The 15,527-nt window shown below is 73.0% G+C and carries 15 protein-coding genes and 2 riboswitches; of the genes, 5 read left to right on the forward strand and 10 right to left on the reverse strand.

The features are described from left to right. Positions 1 to 38: 38 nt before the first annotated feature. Together ACQP26_RS12905 and ACQP26_RS12910 are read right to left on the reverse strand one after the other, a co-directional pair. Positions 39 to 1,004 carry an N-acetylmuramoyl-L-alanine amidase gene (locus ACQP26_RS12905; RefSeq protein WP_281578160.1) on the reverse strand — a complete coding sequence of 322 codons (966 nt, stop codon included), beginning with the start codon at positions 1,002 to 1,004 and terminating at the stop codon, positions 39 to 41. Then, positions 1,004 to 1,156, reverse strand: a complete 153-nt coding sequence (locus tag ACQP26_RS12910) for a hypothetical protein (protein ID WP_174533668.1) — start codon at positions 1,154 to 1,156, stop codon at positions 1,004 to 1,006. Before ACQP26_RS12910 ends, ACQP26_RS12905 begins: the two co-directional genes overlap by 1 nt. 209 nt (positions 1,157 to 1,365) lie before the next feature. Between ACQP26_RS12910 and ACQP26_RS12915 the strand changes: the two genes are divergently transcribed. Then, positions 1,366 to 2,625 carry a glycoside hydrolase domain-containing protein gene (locus ACQP26_RS12915; RefSeq protein WP_433495833.1) on the forward strand — a complete coding sequence of 420 codons (1,260 nt, stop codon included), beginning with the start codon at positions 1,366 to 1,368 and terminating at the stop codon, positions 2,623 to 2,625. 55 nt (positions 2,626 to 2,680) lie between these two features. On the opposite strand, the gene ACQP26_RS12920 is transcribed toward ACQP26_RS12915, so the two are convergent. After that, positions 2,681 to 3,571 carry an SGNH/GDSL hydrolase family protein gene (locus tag ACQP26_RS12920; protein WP_433495834.1) on the reverse strand — a complete coding sequence of 297 codons (891 nt, stop codon included), beginning with the start codon at positions 3,569 to 3,571 and terminating at the stop codon, positions 2,681 to 2,683. Between the two features lie 411 nt (positions 3,572 to 3,982). On the opposite strand from ACQP26_RS12920, the gene ACQP26_RS12925 reads away from it, so the two are divergent. After that, positions 3,983 to 5,026 carry a hypothetical protein gene (locus ACQP26_RS12925; RefSeq protein WP_281578158.1) on the forward strand — a complete coding sequence of 348 codons (1,044 nt, stop codon included), beginning with the start codon at positions 3,983 to 3,985 and terminating at the stop codon, positions 5,024 to 5,026. A gap of 67 nt (positions 5,027 to 5,093) precedes the next feature. Here ACQP26_RS12925 and ACQP26_RS12930 read toward each other — a convergent pair whose 3' ends face one another. Both ACQP26_RS12930 and ACQP26_RS12935 read right to left on the reverse strand, forming a co-directional pair. Further along, the gene (locus ACQP26_RS12930; protein ID WP_269706745.1) at positions 5,094 to 6,122 is read right to left on the reverse strand and encodes a ribonucleotide-diphosphate reductase subunit beta; all 1,029 of its coding nucleotides are present in this window, start codon (positions 6,120 to 6,122) and stop codon (positions 5,094 to 5,096) included. Next, the gene (locus ACQP26_RS12935) at positions 6,113 to 8,509 is read right to left on the reverse strand and encodes a ribonucleoside-diphosphate reductase subunit alpha (protein WP_433495835.1); all 2,397 of its coding nucleotides are present in this window, start codon (positions 8,507 to 8,509) and stop codon (positions 6,113 to 6,115) included. The genes ACQP26_RS12930 and ACQP26_RS12935 overlap by 10 nt, the downstream gene beginning before the upstream one ends. 115 nt (positions 8,510 to 8,624) lie before the next feature. After that, positions 8,625 to 8,841: riboswitch (cobalamin riboswitch) on the reverse strand. A 119-nt stretch (positions 8,842 to 8,960) separates the two neighbouring features. Between ACQP26_RS12935 and ACQP26_RS12940 the strand changes: the two genes are divergently transcribed. Then, positions 8,961 to 9,788, forward strand: coding sequence for a PrsW family intramembrane metalloprotease (locus tag ACQP26_RS12940; RefSeq protein WP_433495836.1), 828 nt, complete (start codon positions 8,961 to 8,963; stop codon positions 9,786 to 9,788). Positions 9,789 to 9,823: 35 nt separating this feature from the next. On the opposite strand, the gene ACQP26_RS12945 is transcribed toward ACQP26_RS12940, so the two are convergent. The 4 genes from ACQP26_RS12945 to ACQP26_RS12960 all read right to left on the reverse strand — a co-directional run bounded on the left by ACQP26_RS12945 (position 9,824) and on the right by ACQP26_RS12960 (position 11,898). Beyond that, the gene (locus ACQP26_RS12945; protein WP_433495837.1) at positions 9,824 to 10,066 is read right to left on the reverse strand and encodes a LysE family translocator; all 243 of its coding nucleotides are present in this window, start codon (positions 10,064 to 10,066) and stop codon (positions 9,824 to 9,826) included. A 20-nt stretch (positions 10,067 to 10,086) separates the two neighbouring features. Further along, positions 10,087 to 10,446 (reverse strand): LysE family translocator, encoded by a 360-nt coding sequence (locus ACQP26_RS12950; RefSeq protein WP_433495838.1) that lies wholly within the window; start codon positions 10,444 to 10,446, stop codon positions 10,087 to 10,089. 3 nt (positions 10,447 to 10,449) lie between these two features. Continuing rightward, positions 10,450 to 10,962 carry an acyl-CoA thioesterase gene (locus ACQP26_RS12955; RefSeq protein WP_433495839.1) on the reverse strand — a complete coding sequence of 171 codons (513 nt, stop codon included), beginning with the start codon at positions 10,960 to 10,962 and terminating at the stop codon, positions 10,450 to 10,452. A 131-nt stretch (positions 10,963 to 11,093) separates the two neighbouring features. After that, a riboswitch (cobalamin riboswitch) is annotated at positions 11,094 to 11,301 on the reverse strand. A gap of 30 nt (positions 11,302 to 11,331) precedes the next feature. Further along, entirely contained in the window at positions 11,332 to 11,898 is a 567-nt protein-coding gene (locus ACQP26_RS12960; protein ID WP_433495840.1) for a DM13 domain-containing protein, read from the reverse strand. A gap of 101 nt (positions 11,899 to 11,999) precedes the next feature. Here ACQP26_RS12960 and ACQP26_RS12965 point away from each other — a divergent pair, with 101 nt between their 5' ends. Together ACQP26_RS12965 and ACQP26_RS12970 are read left to right on the forward strand one after the other, a co-directional pair. After that, a complete protein-coding gene (locus ACQP26_RS12965) occupies positions 12,000 to 12,695 on the forward strand; it encodes a response regulator transcription factor (protein WP_269706740.1) in 696 nt (231 codons plus the stop codon). Beyond that, entirely contained in the window at positions 12,692 to 13,720 is a 1,029-nt protein-coding gene (locus ACQP26_RS12970; protein ID WP_433495841.1) for a sensor histidine kinase, read from the forward strand. Before ACQP26_RS12965 ends, ACQP26_RS12970 begins: the two co-directional genes overlap by 4 nt. A 39-nt stretch (positions 13,721 to 13,759) precedes the next feature. Here the strand turns inward: ACQP26_RS12970 and abc-f are convergent, their stop codons facing one another. Continuing rightward, positions 13,760 to 15,397, reverse strand: a complete 1,638-nt coding sequence (gene abc-f / locus ACQP26_RS12975; RefSeq protein ID WP_433495842.1) for a ribosomal protection-like ABC-F family protein — start codon at positions 15,395 to 15,397, stop codon at positions 13,760 to 13,762. Positions 15,398 to 15,527 lie beyond the last annotated feature (130 nt).

Consider the following 15,527-nt stretch of genomic DNA (forward strand, 5'->3'; position numbering starts at 1 on the left):
GCGGCCGGGTGGGGCGCCACCCGGCCGCATCCTCGGGTTCAGACCTCGGTCAGCCGGATCGCGTCGGCGATGACCAGGCCGGCGGCGGAGCTCCACCGGCTGACCGCGACGCGGTTGGCGTCCCCGGCCGGCAGCGTGAACGTGCCGAGTGAGCGCCACTGCCCGCCGGTCGCCCGCTGGTCGACGACGACGGTCCGGTTGCCGGTGGTGGTGGCGACGATGTACGGCGTGGCCGCGTTGTAGCCCGCGTTCGCCGGCCACCACGCCTCGACCCGGTAGTTGCCGGTGCGCGGGACGTTGAACTTGTACCAGGCCGCGTCGCTCGCGGCGACCGGGTCCGCGTAGCGGTAGTCGGCGCCGTAGCGCTGCCCGGAGTACGTCGAGGTGCCCCAGCTGGCGCTGGCGGTGAACCGGCCCGCGGTGGCGTTGTCCACGATCGACGTCCAGCCGGTGCCGCCGCCGGCCATCTTGGCGGCCACGTCGGCGCGCATCGTGTTCAGGTCGATGAAGGACGGGTCGATCTTGCCGGTGGTGCTGGTCTCGCGGTGCCCCCGGGCGTAGCTGGAGTCCCGGCCGAGCCGCTTGAGCACGGCGGCGGTGGCCGCGATGCTCGCGTTGTACTGGGCGGTGGTCATCCGCTGGTCGACGCCGTTGTAGTCGATCTCCCACCCGATCATCAGGGTGTTGCCGTCCCCGGCCGGGATCGGGCCGCTGCCGCCGCTGGTGCCGGCGTGGTTGCATCGGCCGGCCGAGATCACGTGGAACACGCCGTGGTAGTCCACGAGCGCCTGGCAGAGCGGGCCGGGCAGGTCGGAGCGGCCGTTGATGCAGATGTTCAGCGCCGGGTGCGGGTTGGTGGCGCTGGACGTGGCAGCGGTGTGGTGCCAGAGCACGCCGATCGGGTCGAACGAGCCGGAGCGCATCCGGTTGAGCCAGTCGCCCTCGACCACCACCTGCACGCCGGCGGCCCGCAGCACGTCCACCAGCCAGGGAATGGTCGCCATCACTGCTCCCGGAGCAGGTCGGCGAGGCACTCGGCCTTCGGCGCCGCGTGCGCCGCGCCGGGACGGACGGCCACGGTGACCGCGGCGGCCACCAGGGCGGGTACGCCGAGCAGACCTCGGCGTCGCAGACGGGGGGATCGTGACGTGGGCATGGCGCTCCTCGGGTGACGGCGCTTCACTGATCGACGCATGTGAGTGTGAGCACGCTATCCCGGCGCCGGGCGCTTGTCGATACCCTTCAATGATCGTTTCCATTGTGAAAACTTCCGCCACGACCGTCTGTCGTCGTTCGTCGATGCGTGGTAGAAATCCTGCCCATGTCTCGCCGCCGGGCGAGGAATCCTTCACAGGAGGGGCGCCGATGAGAGCGATCGCCACGGCCCTGACACTTCTCGCCGTCGTCGCGGCCGCGGCCGGTCCGGCTCCGGCCGTCCCGGCCCGCGCCGGGACCACGGGCACCGCCGAGCCGGCCGTCGCGGCAGCGGTCGGCCCGCAGCCCGGCACGTACACCGGTAAGGGCTTCGACACCTGCACCGCGCCGTCCCAGGCCGCGATGGACGCCTGGCTGACCGCGTCGCCGTACCGCGCGGTCGGCGTCTACATCAGCGGCGGCAGCCGCACGTGCGCCCAGCCCAACCTGACCGCGACCTGGGTGGCCGACCAGACCCGTAAGGGCTGGCGGCTCATCCCGATCGAGCTGGGCTACCAGGCGCCGTGCGGCACCCGTACGCCGAAGATGTCCGCCGACCCGGCCACCGCGCGCGGGCAGGGCCGGACCGCGGCGGACAGCGCGGTCGCGGCGGCGACGGCGCTCGGCATCGGCGCGGGCAGCACGCTCTACAACGACATCGAGCAGTACCCGACGAGCGCCTCCTGCCGCGCCGCCGTGCTCTCCTTCCTCTCCGGCTGGGTCGAGCGCCTGCACACGCGCGGCTACCTCGCCGGCATGTACTCCAGCGGCTCGTCCGGCATCACCGACGTCTGCGGCGCGTACCACGACACCCGCTACCTGCGCCTGGACCAGATCTGGATCGCCTGGTGGAACGGCGTCGCGGACACCGACGGGGGCACGTACTGCGCCGACGACCGCTACGCCGACCAGCAGCGCCTGCACCAGTACTCCGGCGACGTCACCGAGACGTGGGGCGGCGTGACCATGAAGATCGACCGCAACTACCTCGACCTCCGGGCCGGCACGGCGACGCCCGCGCCGTGGAGTGTGACAGTGGACAACGGCACGGCGGGCGGGTTCACCGCCGGCGCGGCGTGGGGCACGTCGGCGTACTCCGGGCAGCGGTACGGCGCCGACTACCGCTTCGCCGCGCCGACCCCTGCGAGCGACGTGGCCTGGTTCCGGACGACCCTGCCCGCGAGCGGCAGCTACGAGGTCTCGGTGTGGTACCCGGCCGACAGCGGCTACAACGACCGCACCCCGTACCTCGTGGCCACCACGACCGGCAACCGGACGGTGACGGTCGACCAGCGCACCGGCGGCGGGCGCTGGGTCTCGCTCGGCGTGTTCACGCTCGCCGCCGGGACGGGCGACAAGGTCGGGGTGAGCCGCTGGAGCGCCGGGACCGGGTACGTGGTCGCCGACGCGGTCCGCATCACCCGGGTCTGAGCCGCGGGACGTGAGCCGGTCCCGCCGAGAGTGGGACCGGCTCACGCGGGCGGGCTCAGTTCAGGTGCGCCAGCAGGGCGGTGGCCATGCCCTGCTCGCCCCGGGCGTTCGGGTGGAACGGCGCGGCGGAGTTCTGCGGCACCAGTCCCTCCACCCAGCGGGTGCCGCTGCTCTTGCACGCGTCCCGGCCGATCGACGGGGTGTAGACGTCGGCGTAGCTCGCCCCGCCCGCCGCCGCGGTGTCGGCGAGCATCGTGTTGAGCGCCTTCTGGACGCCACGCAGGTACGGCACGTCCTGGTAGGCGATCGGCACCACCGGCCAGCAGCCGTATCCGCTGTCGGGCAGGATCGCCGGGTAGCCGAGCACCACCACGCGCGCGTTCGGCGCGGCCTGGCGGACCGCCCGCAACACCGCTGTCACCTTGGGCGCGGTGGCGGCGATCCGGGCCCGCAACTGGTCGGTGCCGCCCGCGGTGAACCGGTCCTTGCAGGGCGAGCCGAGGGGACTGCTCACGCTCGCCTCGGCGCAGTCGCCGATGATGCCGGCGAAGCCGATGTCGTTGCCGCCGATCTGGACGGTCACCAGCGCGGTGGCCGAGGTGACGGCGCTGACCTGCGGCGGCAGCGCGATGCCCAGCGCACCGTCGCCGCCGGACAGGATGTCCTCGGTGGTGGCCCCGGAGCAGCTCACGTCGGCGAACGACGACGAGCCGGCGGCCGCGGCGACCAGGGACGGATAGTTGCGGTTGGAGCGCAGGCAGTTCAGGTCGACCTGGGTGGGCACGAGCGGCGCCGAGGTGTAGGAGTCGCCGAGCGCGACGTACCGCCCGGCGGGCGCGGCGGCGACGGCGGGTGCGGTGACCGCGAGCAGCACGCCGGCGGTGGCCGCGGCGACCGCGGCGAGTCTGGTGGCGGTCCGCGTCAGCGGCAGGCGGGGACGGATCATGGGGCCCTCCCGGAGGGGTCCTGGTGGTGGTGCTGGGATTCTGTCCACGCCTGTGACGCACGTCAATATAGACGGCACTCACTAAAGGCTGTCCCGGGATGTGGTCCGCCGCCGCCCGGCGAGGGGTCGCCCACGCCGGCCATTGTGTTGCGTACGTCACATTTTTGAGCGACCCGAAAGCCGGGTACGGAACGGCTGCCGACGGGTCGATTCGTTGCGGCGCAACGTTCCCCGGCGCCGTCGCCCCTGGTGGGCGGCCCGGGACCGGATTCGCGGAGGCACGCACCGGAGCCACCCCGGCACGGCTGGTGAACGACCGATCGAATGTCGGCGATCCTGGATTTGCAGCCGTCATTACGCTGCGAAGTGGTTGATCGCCGGAACCACGGACGACAGGTGGAAGAACCTCAGATGAGTGACAATCACCCTCCCTACGGAGGCTATCCGGACCCGAACGCCGGAGCGTGGGGCAACCAGCCCGACCCGAACGCCCCGTACGGCGCCCAGCCGGCCTCCGGCGCGCCCTACGGCTCGCCACCGGCGTCAGGTGCCCCGTACGGTTCGCAGCCGGCCTCCGGCGCGCCCTACGGCGCCCAGCCCGCTTCCGGCGCACCCTATGGATCGCAGCCGGCCTCCGGCGCGCCGTACGGGGCGCCGCAGCCCGCGGTCTCGTACCCGGGGCAGGCCGGCTTCCCGCCGCCGGCCGCGCCCTACGCGCCCGGCACGCCCCAGGGCGGCGGCGGCAAGAGCAAGGGGCTGATCGTCGGCCTCGCCGCCGGTGCGGTGACGCTGACGCTGCTCTGCTGCGGCGGCGGGCTCGCCTACGTCGCCTTCAACGGCGACGAGGACGACCCGCAGCCGGTCGCCTCGGGCAGCGCCACCCCCGGCCCGGACAGCAGTCCGTCCGCGACCCCCAGCGCGGACGCGCCCGAGTCGACCGGGCCGGACGGACCCACCAACAACGACGCGATCACCGCGCGGTACGCCAGCGAGATGTCGGCGGTCTGCGACGGGGGACCGATCCTCAACGCCGCCCCGTACACCGCGCCGGCGGGCTCGAAGGCGTACGTCTTCTCCAACTCCCCGGACCGGCCGTCGTTCTGGTCGCAGAAGACGGTCAGCTCGGCCAAGCCGTACTACGCCAAGTCGGCGGACTTCGCCACGGTGTCCGTCATCGGCTGCCTCAAGATGGTCGAGGGCAGCGAGGGCACGCCGAAGAAGTGCCAGTACAAGAACAGCGAGGACAAGGTCGTCACCGTCGAGTACATCTCCTCGCGGTACACGCTGACCTTCCACGCCGCGAAGACCGCCGAGAAGATCGGTGACGGCGGCACGGTGAACGCGCCGGCCGCCCGCTGCCCGAGCTTCATCTCCTACAACAAGGTGACGATGAAGTCGTACGCGTCGCCGGACAGCGGCACCATCGAGGCCGCGCTGGACCGCTTCCTGCGGTAACCGACGCCGCGGTGACACGAAGCCGGCAGGCCGGGACTCCCGGCCTGCCGGCTTCGTCGTGTCCGGCTCAGAAGTCGTCGTCGAACGTGACGCTGCCGGTCACCCCGACCTGGTACGCCGACACCCGGCGCTCGAAGAAGTTGGACAGCTCCTGCACGTCCTGCAACTCCATGAACGCGAACGGGTTGCCGCTGCCGTACATCGGCGCGATGCCGAGCACCGCCAGGCGCCGGTCGGCCACGTGCTGGAGGTACTCGCGCATGTCGGCCAGCGACATCCCGGGCACCCCCTGCCCGAGCAGGTCCTCGGCGAAGCTCACCTCGCACTCCACCGCCTCGGCCAGCATCTCCCGCACCTGCCGCTGCATCTCGTCGTCGAACAGGTCCGGCTCCTCGGCGCGTACGGTCTCCACCACGTCGAAGGCGAACGCCATGTGCATCGACTCGTCCCGGAACACCCAGTTGGTGCCGGAGGCCAGCCCGTTGAGCAGGCCCCGGGAGCGCAGGAAGTAGACGTAGGCGAACGCGCCGTAGAAGAACAGGCCCTCGATGCACGCGGCGAAGCAGATCAGGTTGAGCAGGAACGCCCGCCGGTCCGCCCGGGTCCGCAGTTCCCGCAGTTCGAAGATGGAGTCGATCCACCGGAAGCAGAACTCGGCCTTGCGGGCGATCGACGGGATGTTCTCCACCGCGGCGAACGCGGCGAACCGTTCCTTCTCGTCCGGCACGTACGTGTCGAGCAGGTTGAGGTAGAACTGGACGTGCACCGCCTCCTCGAACAGCTGCCGGGACAGGTAGAGCCGACCCTCGGGCGAGTTGACGTGCTGGTAGAGGTTGAGCACCAGGTTGTTGGCGACGATGGTGTCGCCGGTGGCGAAGAACGCCACCAGCCGCGACACCAGGTGCCGTTCCGCCGCCGACAGCTTCGCCAGGTCGGCGAGGTCTCCGTGCAGGTCGACCTCCTCGACCGTCCAGGTGTTCTTGATGGCGTCCTTGAACCGGTCGAAGAAGCGCGGGTAGCGCATCGGCCGCAGGGTCAGGTCCATGCCGGGGTCGAGCAGCATGTGCCGGGTCGGTGCGGTGGTGGTCACTGGCATGCCTCGCAGCTCTCGGGGTTCTCCAGGGAACAGGCCAGCGCCTCGTCGTCGCTCACGGCGGAGACCACGCCGGCGACCGGGGCGAGCACCGGCGCGACGGTGGCCTGCTGGATGCGGGTGGCGGGACGGGATCGCAGGTAGTAGGTGGTCTTCAGCCCGGCTTTCCAGGCGTACAGGTACATCGAGGACAGCTTGCCGATGGTCGGCGCGCTCAGGAACAGGTTCAGCGACTGGGACTGGTCGACGAAGGGTGCCCGCGCCGCGGCCAGGTCGATCAGCGCCCGCTGCGGCAGCTCCCAGGCGGTGCGGAACAGCTCCCGCACCGGCGCGGGCAGCTCGGTGATGTCCTGCACCGAGCCCTCGGCCCGCTTGATCCGGTCGCGGACCTGCGGCGTCCACAGCCCGCGCGCCTTCAGCTCCCGCACCAGGTACGTGTTGACCTGCAGGAACTCCCCGGACATGGTCTCGCGCTTGAACAGGTTGGACACCTGCGGCTCGACGCACTCGTAGCAGCCGGCGATGGAGGCGATGGTGGCGGTCGGCGCGATCGCCACCAGCAGCGAGTTGCGCAGCCCGCCTGCGGCGATCCGCTCGCGCAGCGCCGCCCACCGGCCGGCCTGCGCCGGCTCCGCGCCCCACAGGTCCGGGTGCAGGTCACCCTTGGCGGCCCGGGTCTGCGGGTACGCCGGATGCGGGCCGAACCGCTCGGCCAGCCCGGCGGAGGTCTCCAGCGCGGTCAGCAGGATCTCCTCCTGCACGCGTGTGGACAACTCCTTCGCCTCGGCGGAGTCGAACGGCAGGCGCAGCGTGAAGAACGCGTCCTGCAACCCCATCAGCCCGAGCCCGACCGGCCGCCAGCGCGGGTTGGACGCCGCCGCCTGCTCGGCCGGGTAGTAGTTGATGTCGATCACCCGGTCGAGGAAGATCACCGCCGTACGCACCGTGGCGCGCAGCCGCTCCCAGTCCACCCCGTCGGCGGTGACGTGGGCGCCGAGGTTCACCGAGCCGAGGTTGCACACCGCGGTCTCGGTGTCGTCGTTGACCTCCAGGATCTCCGTGCACAGGTTGGACAGGTGGATCACGTTGCCCGGCTCACCGGTCTGGTTGGACAGCCGGTTCGCGGCGTCCTTGAACGTCATCCAGCCGTTGCCGGTCTGCGCGAGCGTGCGCATCATCCGCCCGTACAGATCCCGGGCCTTCACCGTGCGCACCGCGTTCTTCTCCGCCGCCCGGTACGCGGCGTCGAACGCCTCGCCGTACAGGTCGGGCAGTTCCGGGGCGTCCGAGGGGTCGACCAGCGACCACTCGCCGTCGGCCTCGACCCGGCGCATGAACTCGTCCGGGATCCAGTTGGCCAGGTTGAGGTTGTGCGTACGCCGGGACTCCTCGCCGGTGTTGTCCCGCAGCTCCAGGAACTCCTCCACGTCCGGGTGCCACGGCTCCAGGTATACGCAGGCCGCGCCCTTGCGCCGGCCGCCCTGGTTGACCGCCGCCACTCCGGCGTCGAGTGTCTTGAGGAACGGCACGATGCCGTTGGACCGCCCGTTGGTGCCCCGGATCAGCGCGCCCCGGCCGCGCACCCGCGACCAGGCGATGCCGATGCCGCCGGAGAACTTCGACAGCTTCGCCACCTGGTGGTACCGCTCGTAGATCGAGTCCAGCTCGTCGCGCGGCGAGTCGACCAGGAAGCACGACGACATCTGGGTGTGCCGGGTGCCGGAGTTGAACAGCGTGGGGGAGCTGGGCAGGTAGGCCAGGCTGGACATCAGCCGGTAGAACCCGACCGCCTCGCCGGGGGTGCGGGACAGCCCGCAGGCCACCCGCAGCAGCCAGTACTGCGGCGTCTCCACCACCAGCCGCGTCTGCGGGTGCCGCAGCAGGTAGCGGTCCGCCACGGTACGCAGTCCGAAGTACTCGAACCGCCGGTCACCGTCCGGGTCCACGGCGTCGTCGAGCTTGCGGGCGTGCCGGGCCACGAACTCGGCCGTCTCGTCGCCGATCAGCCCCAGCCCGTGGGCGTACGCGATCGACTGGCTGAAGCTCGCCACGCCCTGGCCGCGGACCTCCTTGTCCACGTACGCGGCCAGCAGCCGCGCCGCCAGCTTCGAGTACTGCGGCTCCTCGCCGATCAGCTCCGCCGCGGTCTGGATCGACAACCGGTCCAGCTCGGCGGTGGTCGCCCCGTCGTAGAGCCCGCTGATCGTCTTCGTGGCCACCCGCAGCGGGTCCACCTCGTCCAGGTCGGCGACCCAGCGCTCGACCGCCCGCACGATCTTGTTGACGTCCACCGGCTCGGTGTCGCCGTCCCGCTTGCGTACCCGCATCGCGAGCCGGCGGGGCTCGGACCCGCCGCCGGTGGACGGGGGACTCTCCTGCACGACCGTCATGACCTCTCCTCGCTGTCACCGTCTGGAGACGGCGGGAGACGCCAACGGGCGCGGCGCAGGGCCGGCCCGGCTGCTGGCGTCGGTCGTCCCGCGCGACCTCCGACCGCCGTACGCGGAGGCGCACGGCGCGCTGGCAGGTCTTCGGACTCGTGGGCCCGACCGGGGTCGCCGGTCGCCTACCGGCCGTCGCTTCCCAGGCCGGTGGCCCAGTGCTGTTGACGGCTGTCGTTCCCACTCACCGCTGCGGGGCAGTCCCGGATTCCCACCGGGTTCCCTCTTGCCTCGGCCCCGCCCGTGAGGACTCGGCCGAACCAGCTGCGGCACCACCATATATGGCGGTGAGGGCGGTTGGGCAACACCAGATGTCGTGTCGGGCGTGTCGGATGGATCTCGCTGTCCACAGTGCCTACCCCCGATGCCGGCGCTCGCCGCCGGGCGCGATACTCGGCGTATGGGGAATACCGGACGCCGCTGGGCGTGGGTGGCGGTCCTGCTCGTCGGCGTCGGGCTCCACCTGCTGGTGCTGGAGACACTGGCCGGCACCGGCACCGGCACCGGCACCGTCACGTTCGTGCCGGCGCTGATCCTGCTCGGCGCGTCCGTCGCCCCGGCCACGTTCCTGGCCTTCGCCCAGAGCCTCCCGGGCCGCCGCCCCGTCCCCGGTTCCGTCGTCGGCGTCGCCGCGCTGCTCGGCGGCGTGATCGGCGTGGTCGCGGCGGGCTGGCTGGAGTACGACGCGCTGCACCGGCTCGGCGTCCTGCCGATGGCGCTCGTCGGCCTGGCCGAGGAGACCGCGAAGCTGATCGTGCCGGCCGGCATCCTGCTGCTGTGGCACCGGCACCGGTCACCGGCGGAAGGGCTGGTGATCGGCGTGGCCTCCGGCGCCGGGTTCGCCGCGTTGGAAACCATGGGCTACGCGTTCGCCGCGTTCGTCGGATCGCAGGGCAACCTCGGCGAGGTCGAGCAGACGCTGCTGGTACGCGGCCTCACCGCGCCCGCCGCGCACCTGGCCTGGACCGGGCTGACCGCCGCCGCGTTGTTCGCGTTCGCCGCCGCGCCCGGCGGCCGGAAGCTGGCGGCGTTCCTGCTCACCTTCGCCGCCGCCGTCACGCTGCACACCTGCTGGGACACCTTCGGCACCCAGCCCGCGTACGTGTTCATCGGCGGCGTCTCACTGGGCTGGTTGCTGCTGCGCCTGCACCTGGACCGCGAGCGGCCGCCCGCGTCCGGGACGCCGGTCGTGCCGGCGTCCCGGGAGACGGCAGCGCATCCCGGCTGAGCCGGCCGCCCGGCGCCGCGCCCGCCCGCAGCCCGTCAGCCGGCGGCCAGCCGGACGCCGAGCGCGACGAAGGCGACAGCGCAGAGCCGGTCGACCCGCCGCGACCAGCGGCTGTCGCCCCACCGGCGGGCGAACCGCCCGGCGCCCACGCCGAGCGCCAGGTCCACGGTGAGCTGCACCGCGACGAACAGCACGCCGAGCAGCACCAGCTGCGCCGCGACCGGGCCCGCCTCGGGCCGGACGAACTGCGGCAGGAACGCCACGCTGAACAGGATCATCTTCGGGTTGAGCAGGTTCGTCAGCAGCCCGCGCCGGAACGCCCGGCCGCCCCCGCCGTCCGGCCGGTCGGCGGCGGCGCCGGCCGGCCGGCGCCGCGCAGCGCCCGCAGACCCAGCACGATCAGGTACGCCGCGCCCGCCCACCGGATCGCGGTGAACAGCACCGGGGACGCGGCGATGACGGTGGCGAGCCCGGCCACCACGGCGGCGACGTGCACCGCCTCCCCGGCGGCGACGCCGAGCGCGGCCACCGCGCCCGCCCGCGCGCCGTACCGGGTGGCGTTCGCGAGCACGAACATCATGTCCGGCCCCGGGGTGAGCATGAGCACCACGATCGCGGCCAGGTAGCCCGCGAGCGTGGCGGCGGAGAGTCCGAGCACCGCTCAGCCCTCCCCGGCGCCGTCGAGCAGGGCCCGGCGCAGCGCCAGCCGGTGTTCGCGCCGGATCTGCGCCTCCCGGTAGCGCCGCCGGTCGCCGTCGGTCTCGGTGCGCAGCGGCGGCACCGGCCGGGGCTGGCCGTCGTCGTCCACCGCCACCATCACCAGGTGCGCGGTCGCCACGTCCACCGGCGGCACCGCGCGGTCCCACCGATCCGCGCTGACCTTCACCGCCACCTCCATCGAGCTGCGGCCGGCCCAGGTGATCCGGGCGTCGACGTGCACCACGTCCCCGACGCGCACGGCGCGCAGGAACGCGGTCTCGTCGATGGCGGCGGTGACGGCCGGACCGTCGGAGTGGCGGGCGGCGACCACCCCGGCGACCGAGTCGATCAGGTTGAGGATGCGCCCGCCGTGGACCGTGCCCATCAGGTTGGTGTGGTGCTGGTCCATGATCTGCGACAGGGTCAGGTGCGAGGCCGACGGTGGTCGGCCGGTGAGCGTGATGGTGTCGGGCACAGTGCGGTTCCGTCCTCGCAGAAGCGGACCGCCGACCGGCCGGGGTGTGCACGTCGAGGGCACGCCGACGGCGTACCGCGCGGCGTGTCACCCGCCCGACCCACCCGCGAGGTCGACGGCGGCGCGCACCGGTGGTACGCGCGACGCGGGCAGGTCTTCGGACTCGCGGGCGTGACACGAGGTCGCCTACTGGCCGTCGCTTCCCAGGCCGGTGGCCCAGTGCTGTTGACGGCGGTCGTTCCCACTCACCGCTGCGGGGCAGTCCCGGACTTACACCGGGTTCCCTCTTACGACACCCGGCCGTCGCCGACCGGGTGAACCAGCGCTTCCCGCAGCGTAGCCCAGCGTCCGGGGCCGGCGGCACAGGCGTCAGGCCGGCGCCGATCCCGTCACAGCGGCCAGCGGCGCCGCGCCGAACGACACCGCGAACCGCTTGCACCAGATCGACACGCTGCGCAGCCCGTCCAGGTCCACCGACGCCGGGATGTCGTACACCTGGTCGCCGATGTTGCCCTTGAGCCGGCCCAGCTCGACCCAGCGGCCGTCGTCGAACACCTGCCAGCCCGCCCGGCCGGGCAGCACCTTCCGGTCGGTGAGCCAGACCCGCAGGTCCGGACCGTCCGACGTGTCCAGTCCGCGCAGGAGCAGCTGGCGGCGGCCGTCGGCGAGACGGACCAGCTGCGCCCGGCCCGACGTGTCGTGTTCGTGCGTGACGAAGTCCCCGGCGGCGAGGACCACGTCGGCGGGCGGTGCGACGGTCGGCGGCGGGCCGCTCGTGCCGGCCGGCTGCGGCTGCGGTTCCGTCACCGACGGCAGCGCCTCGCGTACCTCACGGTCGGTCACCAGCCGCCACGGCTGGAACAGGTACAGACCCACCGCGAGACCGGTGACGGCCACGACGGCGAGCCCCGCCAACACCACACGTCTTCTGCCCATGCTCCGACGGTAGGCCCGGACCCGCCGCAAAGATCTTTCCGTCCGCTTACGGGTCGACCGCGGGCCGCCGTGCCGGGACGCCGGTGGGTAGCGTCTGGCGCATGGGGCGCTACGTGCTCGTCGTCGACGACGACCGGACGGTGAGCGACGTCGTCCGGCGGTATCTGGAACAGGATGGCTGCCGGGTCCGGCTGTCCTTCGACGGGGCCGACGCGCTCGCCGCCGCCGAGCAGGAGCCGCCCGACCTGGTGGTCCTCGACCTGATGATGCCGGGTCTCGACGGCATCGAGGTGTGCCGGCGGCTGCGTCGCCGGCTACCCGGCCTGCCGGTGGTCATGCTCACCGCGCTCGGGGACGAGGCGGACCGGGTCGCCGGGCTGGAGGTCGGCGCGGACGACTACGTGACCAAGCCGTTCTCGCCGCGCGAACTGGTGCTGCGCATCAGGTCGGTGCTGCGGCGCGCGGCCCCGCCCGACCGGGGACCGGCGGGGGTGCTGCGCGACGGCGACCTCACCGCGGACATCGACCGCCGCATCGCCGAACGCGGCGGGCGGCCGCTCGGCCTGACCGTACGGGAGTTCGACCTGCTCGCGTTCCTGCTGGCCAATCCGGGGCGCGCGTGGTCGCGAGCCGAACTGCTGGACCGCGTGTGGGGCTGGCGGTTCGGCGACCAGTCCACTGTCACCGTCCACGTCCGCCGGCTGCGGGAGAAGATCGAGGACTGCCCCGCGCAGCCCCGGCGCATCGTCACCGTGTGGGGCGTCGGCTACCGCTACGAGCCGCAGGAGTCCCGGTGAACGAGCTGCTGGTCATCGGTTTCTACGCCCTGCTGGCCGGCGCGGTCGTCGGCGCGCTCGGCGCCTGCGCGCTGCGGCTGGTGCGCCGCCGGTCGATCCTCGCGCACATCGCGGTGCTGCTCGCGGTCACGATCGCCTCGGTGACGGCCGGCGTCACCGCCGTCGCCCAGGCCATGTTCCTGTCCGCGCACGACCTCCAGGTCGTCCTCGTGACGGTCGCGGCGTCCGCGGCGGTCAGCCTGGCCGTCGGGGTGGCGTTCGCCCGCCGGCTCGCGCAGGCGGCGGTCTGGGCCGACCAGGCCCGGCAGCGGGAACGGCAGCTGGAGGCCGGCCGCCGCGAGCTGGTCGCGTGGGTCTCCCACGACCTGCGTACGCCGCTCGCGGGCCTGCGGGCGATGGCGGAGGCGCTGGAGGACCGGGTGGTCGACGAGCCGGCGGCGGTGGCCGAGTACCACCGCCGGATCCGGGTCGAGACGGACCGGATGACGCGCCTGGTCGACGACCTGTTCGAGCTGTCCCGGATCAACGCCGGAGCGCTGCGGCCCGCGCTGTCCCCGGTGCCGCTCGGTGACGTCGTGTCCGACGCGATCGCCGCCACCGCGCCGCTGGCCGCCGACCGGCGGGTGCGTGTCGTCGCCCCGGAGACCGGCTGGCCGACCGTCCGGGCGGCCGAGGCCGAACTCGCCCGCGTCGTGACGAACCTGCTGGTCAACTCGGTGCGGTACACGCCACCGGACGGCACTGTCCGCATCGACGCCGGCCGGGAGGACACCGACGCGTGGCTCGCCGTCTCCGACACCTGCGGCGGCATCCCGGAGGCGGACCTGCCCCGGGTGTTCGACGTGGCGTTCCGGGGGACCCGGGCCCGTACCCCCGCACCGGCCGCCACCGGCGAGGCGGCGCCGGCCGGCGGCGGGCTGGGGCTGGCGATCGTGCGCGGGCTGGTGGAGGCGCACGGCGGGCGGGTGCACGCGCACAACGTCACCGGCGGGTGCCGGTTCGTGGTCCGCCTGCCAGCGGTCTGACCGGGCGGCCGGTCGCCGCCGGCGGGCGCGGCGGGCCGGTCAGCCGGCGTCCGGGGGACCGGTCTCCACCAGACGCCCGTCGGCCAGGCGCAGCCAGCGGCCGACGTTGATCGCGGTGAGGAACCGCTCGTCGTGGCTGACCACCAGCAGTGCGCCGCGGTACGCGTCGAGCGCGCCCTCCAACTGACCGACGCTGACCAGGTCGAGGTTGTTCGTCGGCTCGTCGAGCAGGAGGAGATGCGGCGCGGGTTCGGCGCCCAGGACGCAGGCCAGTGTGGCGCGCAGCCGCTCACCGCCGGAGAGCACCCCGACCGGAAGGTGCGCTCGCGGGCCGCGGAACAGGAAGCGGGCGAGCAGGTTCATCCGCTGCGCGTCGGGGGCCTGCGGCGCGAACGCGGCCAGGTTCTCCGCCACGGTCCGGTCCAGGTCCAGCAGGTCCAGCCGCTGCGACAGGTACGCGATGCGGCCGTCGGCGCGCGTGATCCGGCCGCTGTGGGGTTCCAGGTCGCCGGCGATCAGGCGCAGCAGGGTGGACTTGCCGACGCCGTTGGCGCCGAGCAGGGCGATCCGTTCCGGACCGCGGATCGTCAGGTCGACGCCGTCGGCGGCGAACAGGTGCCGCCCGCCGTGCCGGATCCGGACCCGCTCGGCGTTCAGGAGGGTGCGTCCGGCCGGCACGGTGGTGGCGGGCAGTTCCACCGTGATCGTCTGCTCGTTGCGCAGGGCCCGCTCGGCCTCGTCGAGCCGCGCCCGGGCGTCGTCGACCCGTCCCGAGTGCATCTCGTTCGCCTTGCCCGCGGACACCTGCGCGTCCCGCTTCAGGCCGCCGGCGACGATCCTCGCCAGACCCGCGTTCTTGAGGTTGCGGGCGGCGTTGCCGGCTCGGCGGGCCGCCCGCTCGCGGGCCTCCTGCAACTCGCGCTTCTCCCGCTTGAGTTCCTGTTCGGCGCTGCGGACGTTCTTCTCCGCCACCTCCTGCGCCGCGCGCACGGCCGCCTCGTACGCGGTGAAGTTGCCGCCGTGGAACCGCATCTCGCCGCGGTCGAGTTCGGCGATGCGGTCCATCCGGTCCAGCAGCGCCCGGTCGTGGCTAACCAGCAGCAGGCAGCCGTGCCACTGCTCCAGCACGTCGTAGAGCCGGCGCCGGGCGTCCAGGTCGAGGTTGTTCGTCGGCTCGTCCAGCAGCAGCACGTCGGGCTGCTTCAGCAGTTGCGCCGCCAGGCCGAGGGAGACCACCTGCCCACCGCTGAGCGTGCCCAGGCGCCGGTCGAAGGCGAGGTCGCCGAGACCGAGCCGGTCGAGTTGGGCGCGGGTGCGCTCCTCGATGTCCCAGTCGTTGCCGATGGTGGTGAAGTGCTTCTCGTCGGCGTCGCCGGCCTCGATGGCGTGCAGCGCCGCGATCAGCGGGGCGATCTCCAGCACCTCCGCCACGGTGAGGTCGGCGGCGAGCGGCAGGGTCTGCGGGAGGTAGCCCAGCACGCCGTCGACGGTGACCGACCCGGCGGCCGGCCGGTACTCGCCGGCGATCAGCTTGAGCAGCGTGCTCTTGCCGGCACCGTTCGGCGCGACCAGTCCGGTCCGGCCGCCGCCGAGCGTGAAGGAGAGGTTCTGGAAGACCGGGGTGTCGTCCGGCCAGGAGAAGGTCAGGTTCGAGCAGACGACGTAGGAGTCGGACATCGGGAAGACGACCTCGAAGGTGAGGGCGGGCGGACCTCAGCCGCCCGGCGGGGGACATGGTCTCGGGGAAGGACGAGGCGACCACGGCGTTCGGCGCTGACTCGCGCGTGCCGGTGGTCTGTCGCATCTG

Origin of the sequence: Micromonospora sp. CA-248089, assembly GCF_050948515.1 — a bacterium.
Lineage (GTDB): Bacteria > Actinomycetota > Actinomycetes > Mycobacteriales > Micromonosporaceae > Micromonospora.

Coding starts and splice junctions, on each gene's coding strand:
- ACQP26_RS12905 (WP_281578160.1), bottom strand. CDS start 1,004: ATGGCGACCATTCCCTGGCTGGTGGACGTGCTGCGGGCCGCCGGCGTG.
- ACQP26_RS12910 (WP_174533668.1), bottom strand. CDS start 1,156: ATGCCCACGTCACGATCCCCCCGTCTGCGACGCCGAGGTCTGCTCGGC.
- ACQP26_RS12915 (WP_433495833.1), top strand. CDS start 1,366: ATGAGAGCGATCGCCACGGCCCTGACACTTCTCGCCGTCGTCGCGGCC.
- ACQP26_RS12920 (WP_433495834.1), bottom strand. CDS start 3,571: ATGATCCGTCCCCGCCTGCCGCTGACGCGGACCGCCACCAGACTCGCC.
- ACQP26_RS12925 (WP_281578158.1), top strand. CDS start 3,983: ATGAGTGACAATCACCCTCCCTACGGAGGCTATCCGGACCCGAACGCC.
- ACQP26_RS12930 (WP_269706745.1), bottom strand. CDS start 6,122: ATGCCAGTGACCACCACCGCACCGACCCGGCACATGCTGCTCGACCCC.
- ACQP26_RS12935 (WP_433495835.1), bottom strand. CDS start 8,509: ATGACGGTCGTGCAGGAGAGTCCCCCGTCCACCGGCGGCGGGTCCGAG.
- ACQP26_RS12940 (WP_433495836.1), top strand. CDS start 8,961: ATGGGGAATACCGGACGCCGCTGGGCGTGGGTGGCGGTCCTGCTCGTC.
- ACQP26_RS12945 (WP_433495837.1), bottom strand. CDS start 10,066: ATGATCCTGTTCAGCGTGGCGTTCCTGCCGCAGTTCGTCCGGCCCGAG.
- ACQP26_RS12960 (WP_433495840.1), bottom strand. CDS start 11,898: ATGGGCAGAAGACGTGTGGTGTTGGCGGGGCTCGCCGTCGTGGCCGTC.
- ACQP26_RS12965 (WP_269706740.1), top strand. CDS start 12,000: ATGGGGCGCTACGTGCTCGTCGTCGACGACGACCGGACGGTGAGCGAC.
- abc-f (WP_433495842.1), bottom strand. CDS start 15,397: ATGTCCGACTCCTACGTCGTCTGCTCGAACCTGACCTTCTCCTGGCCG.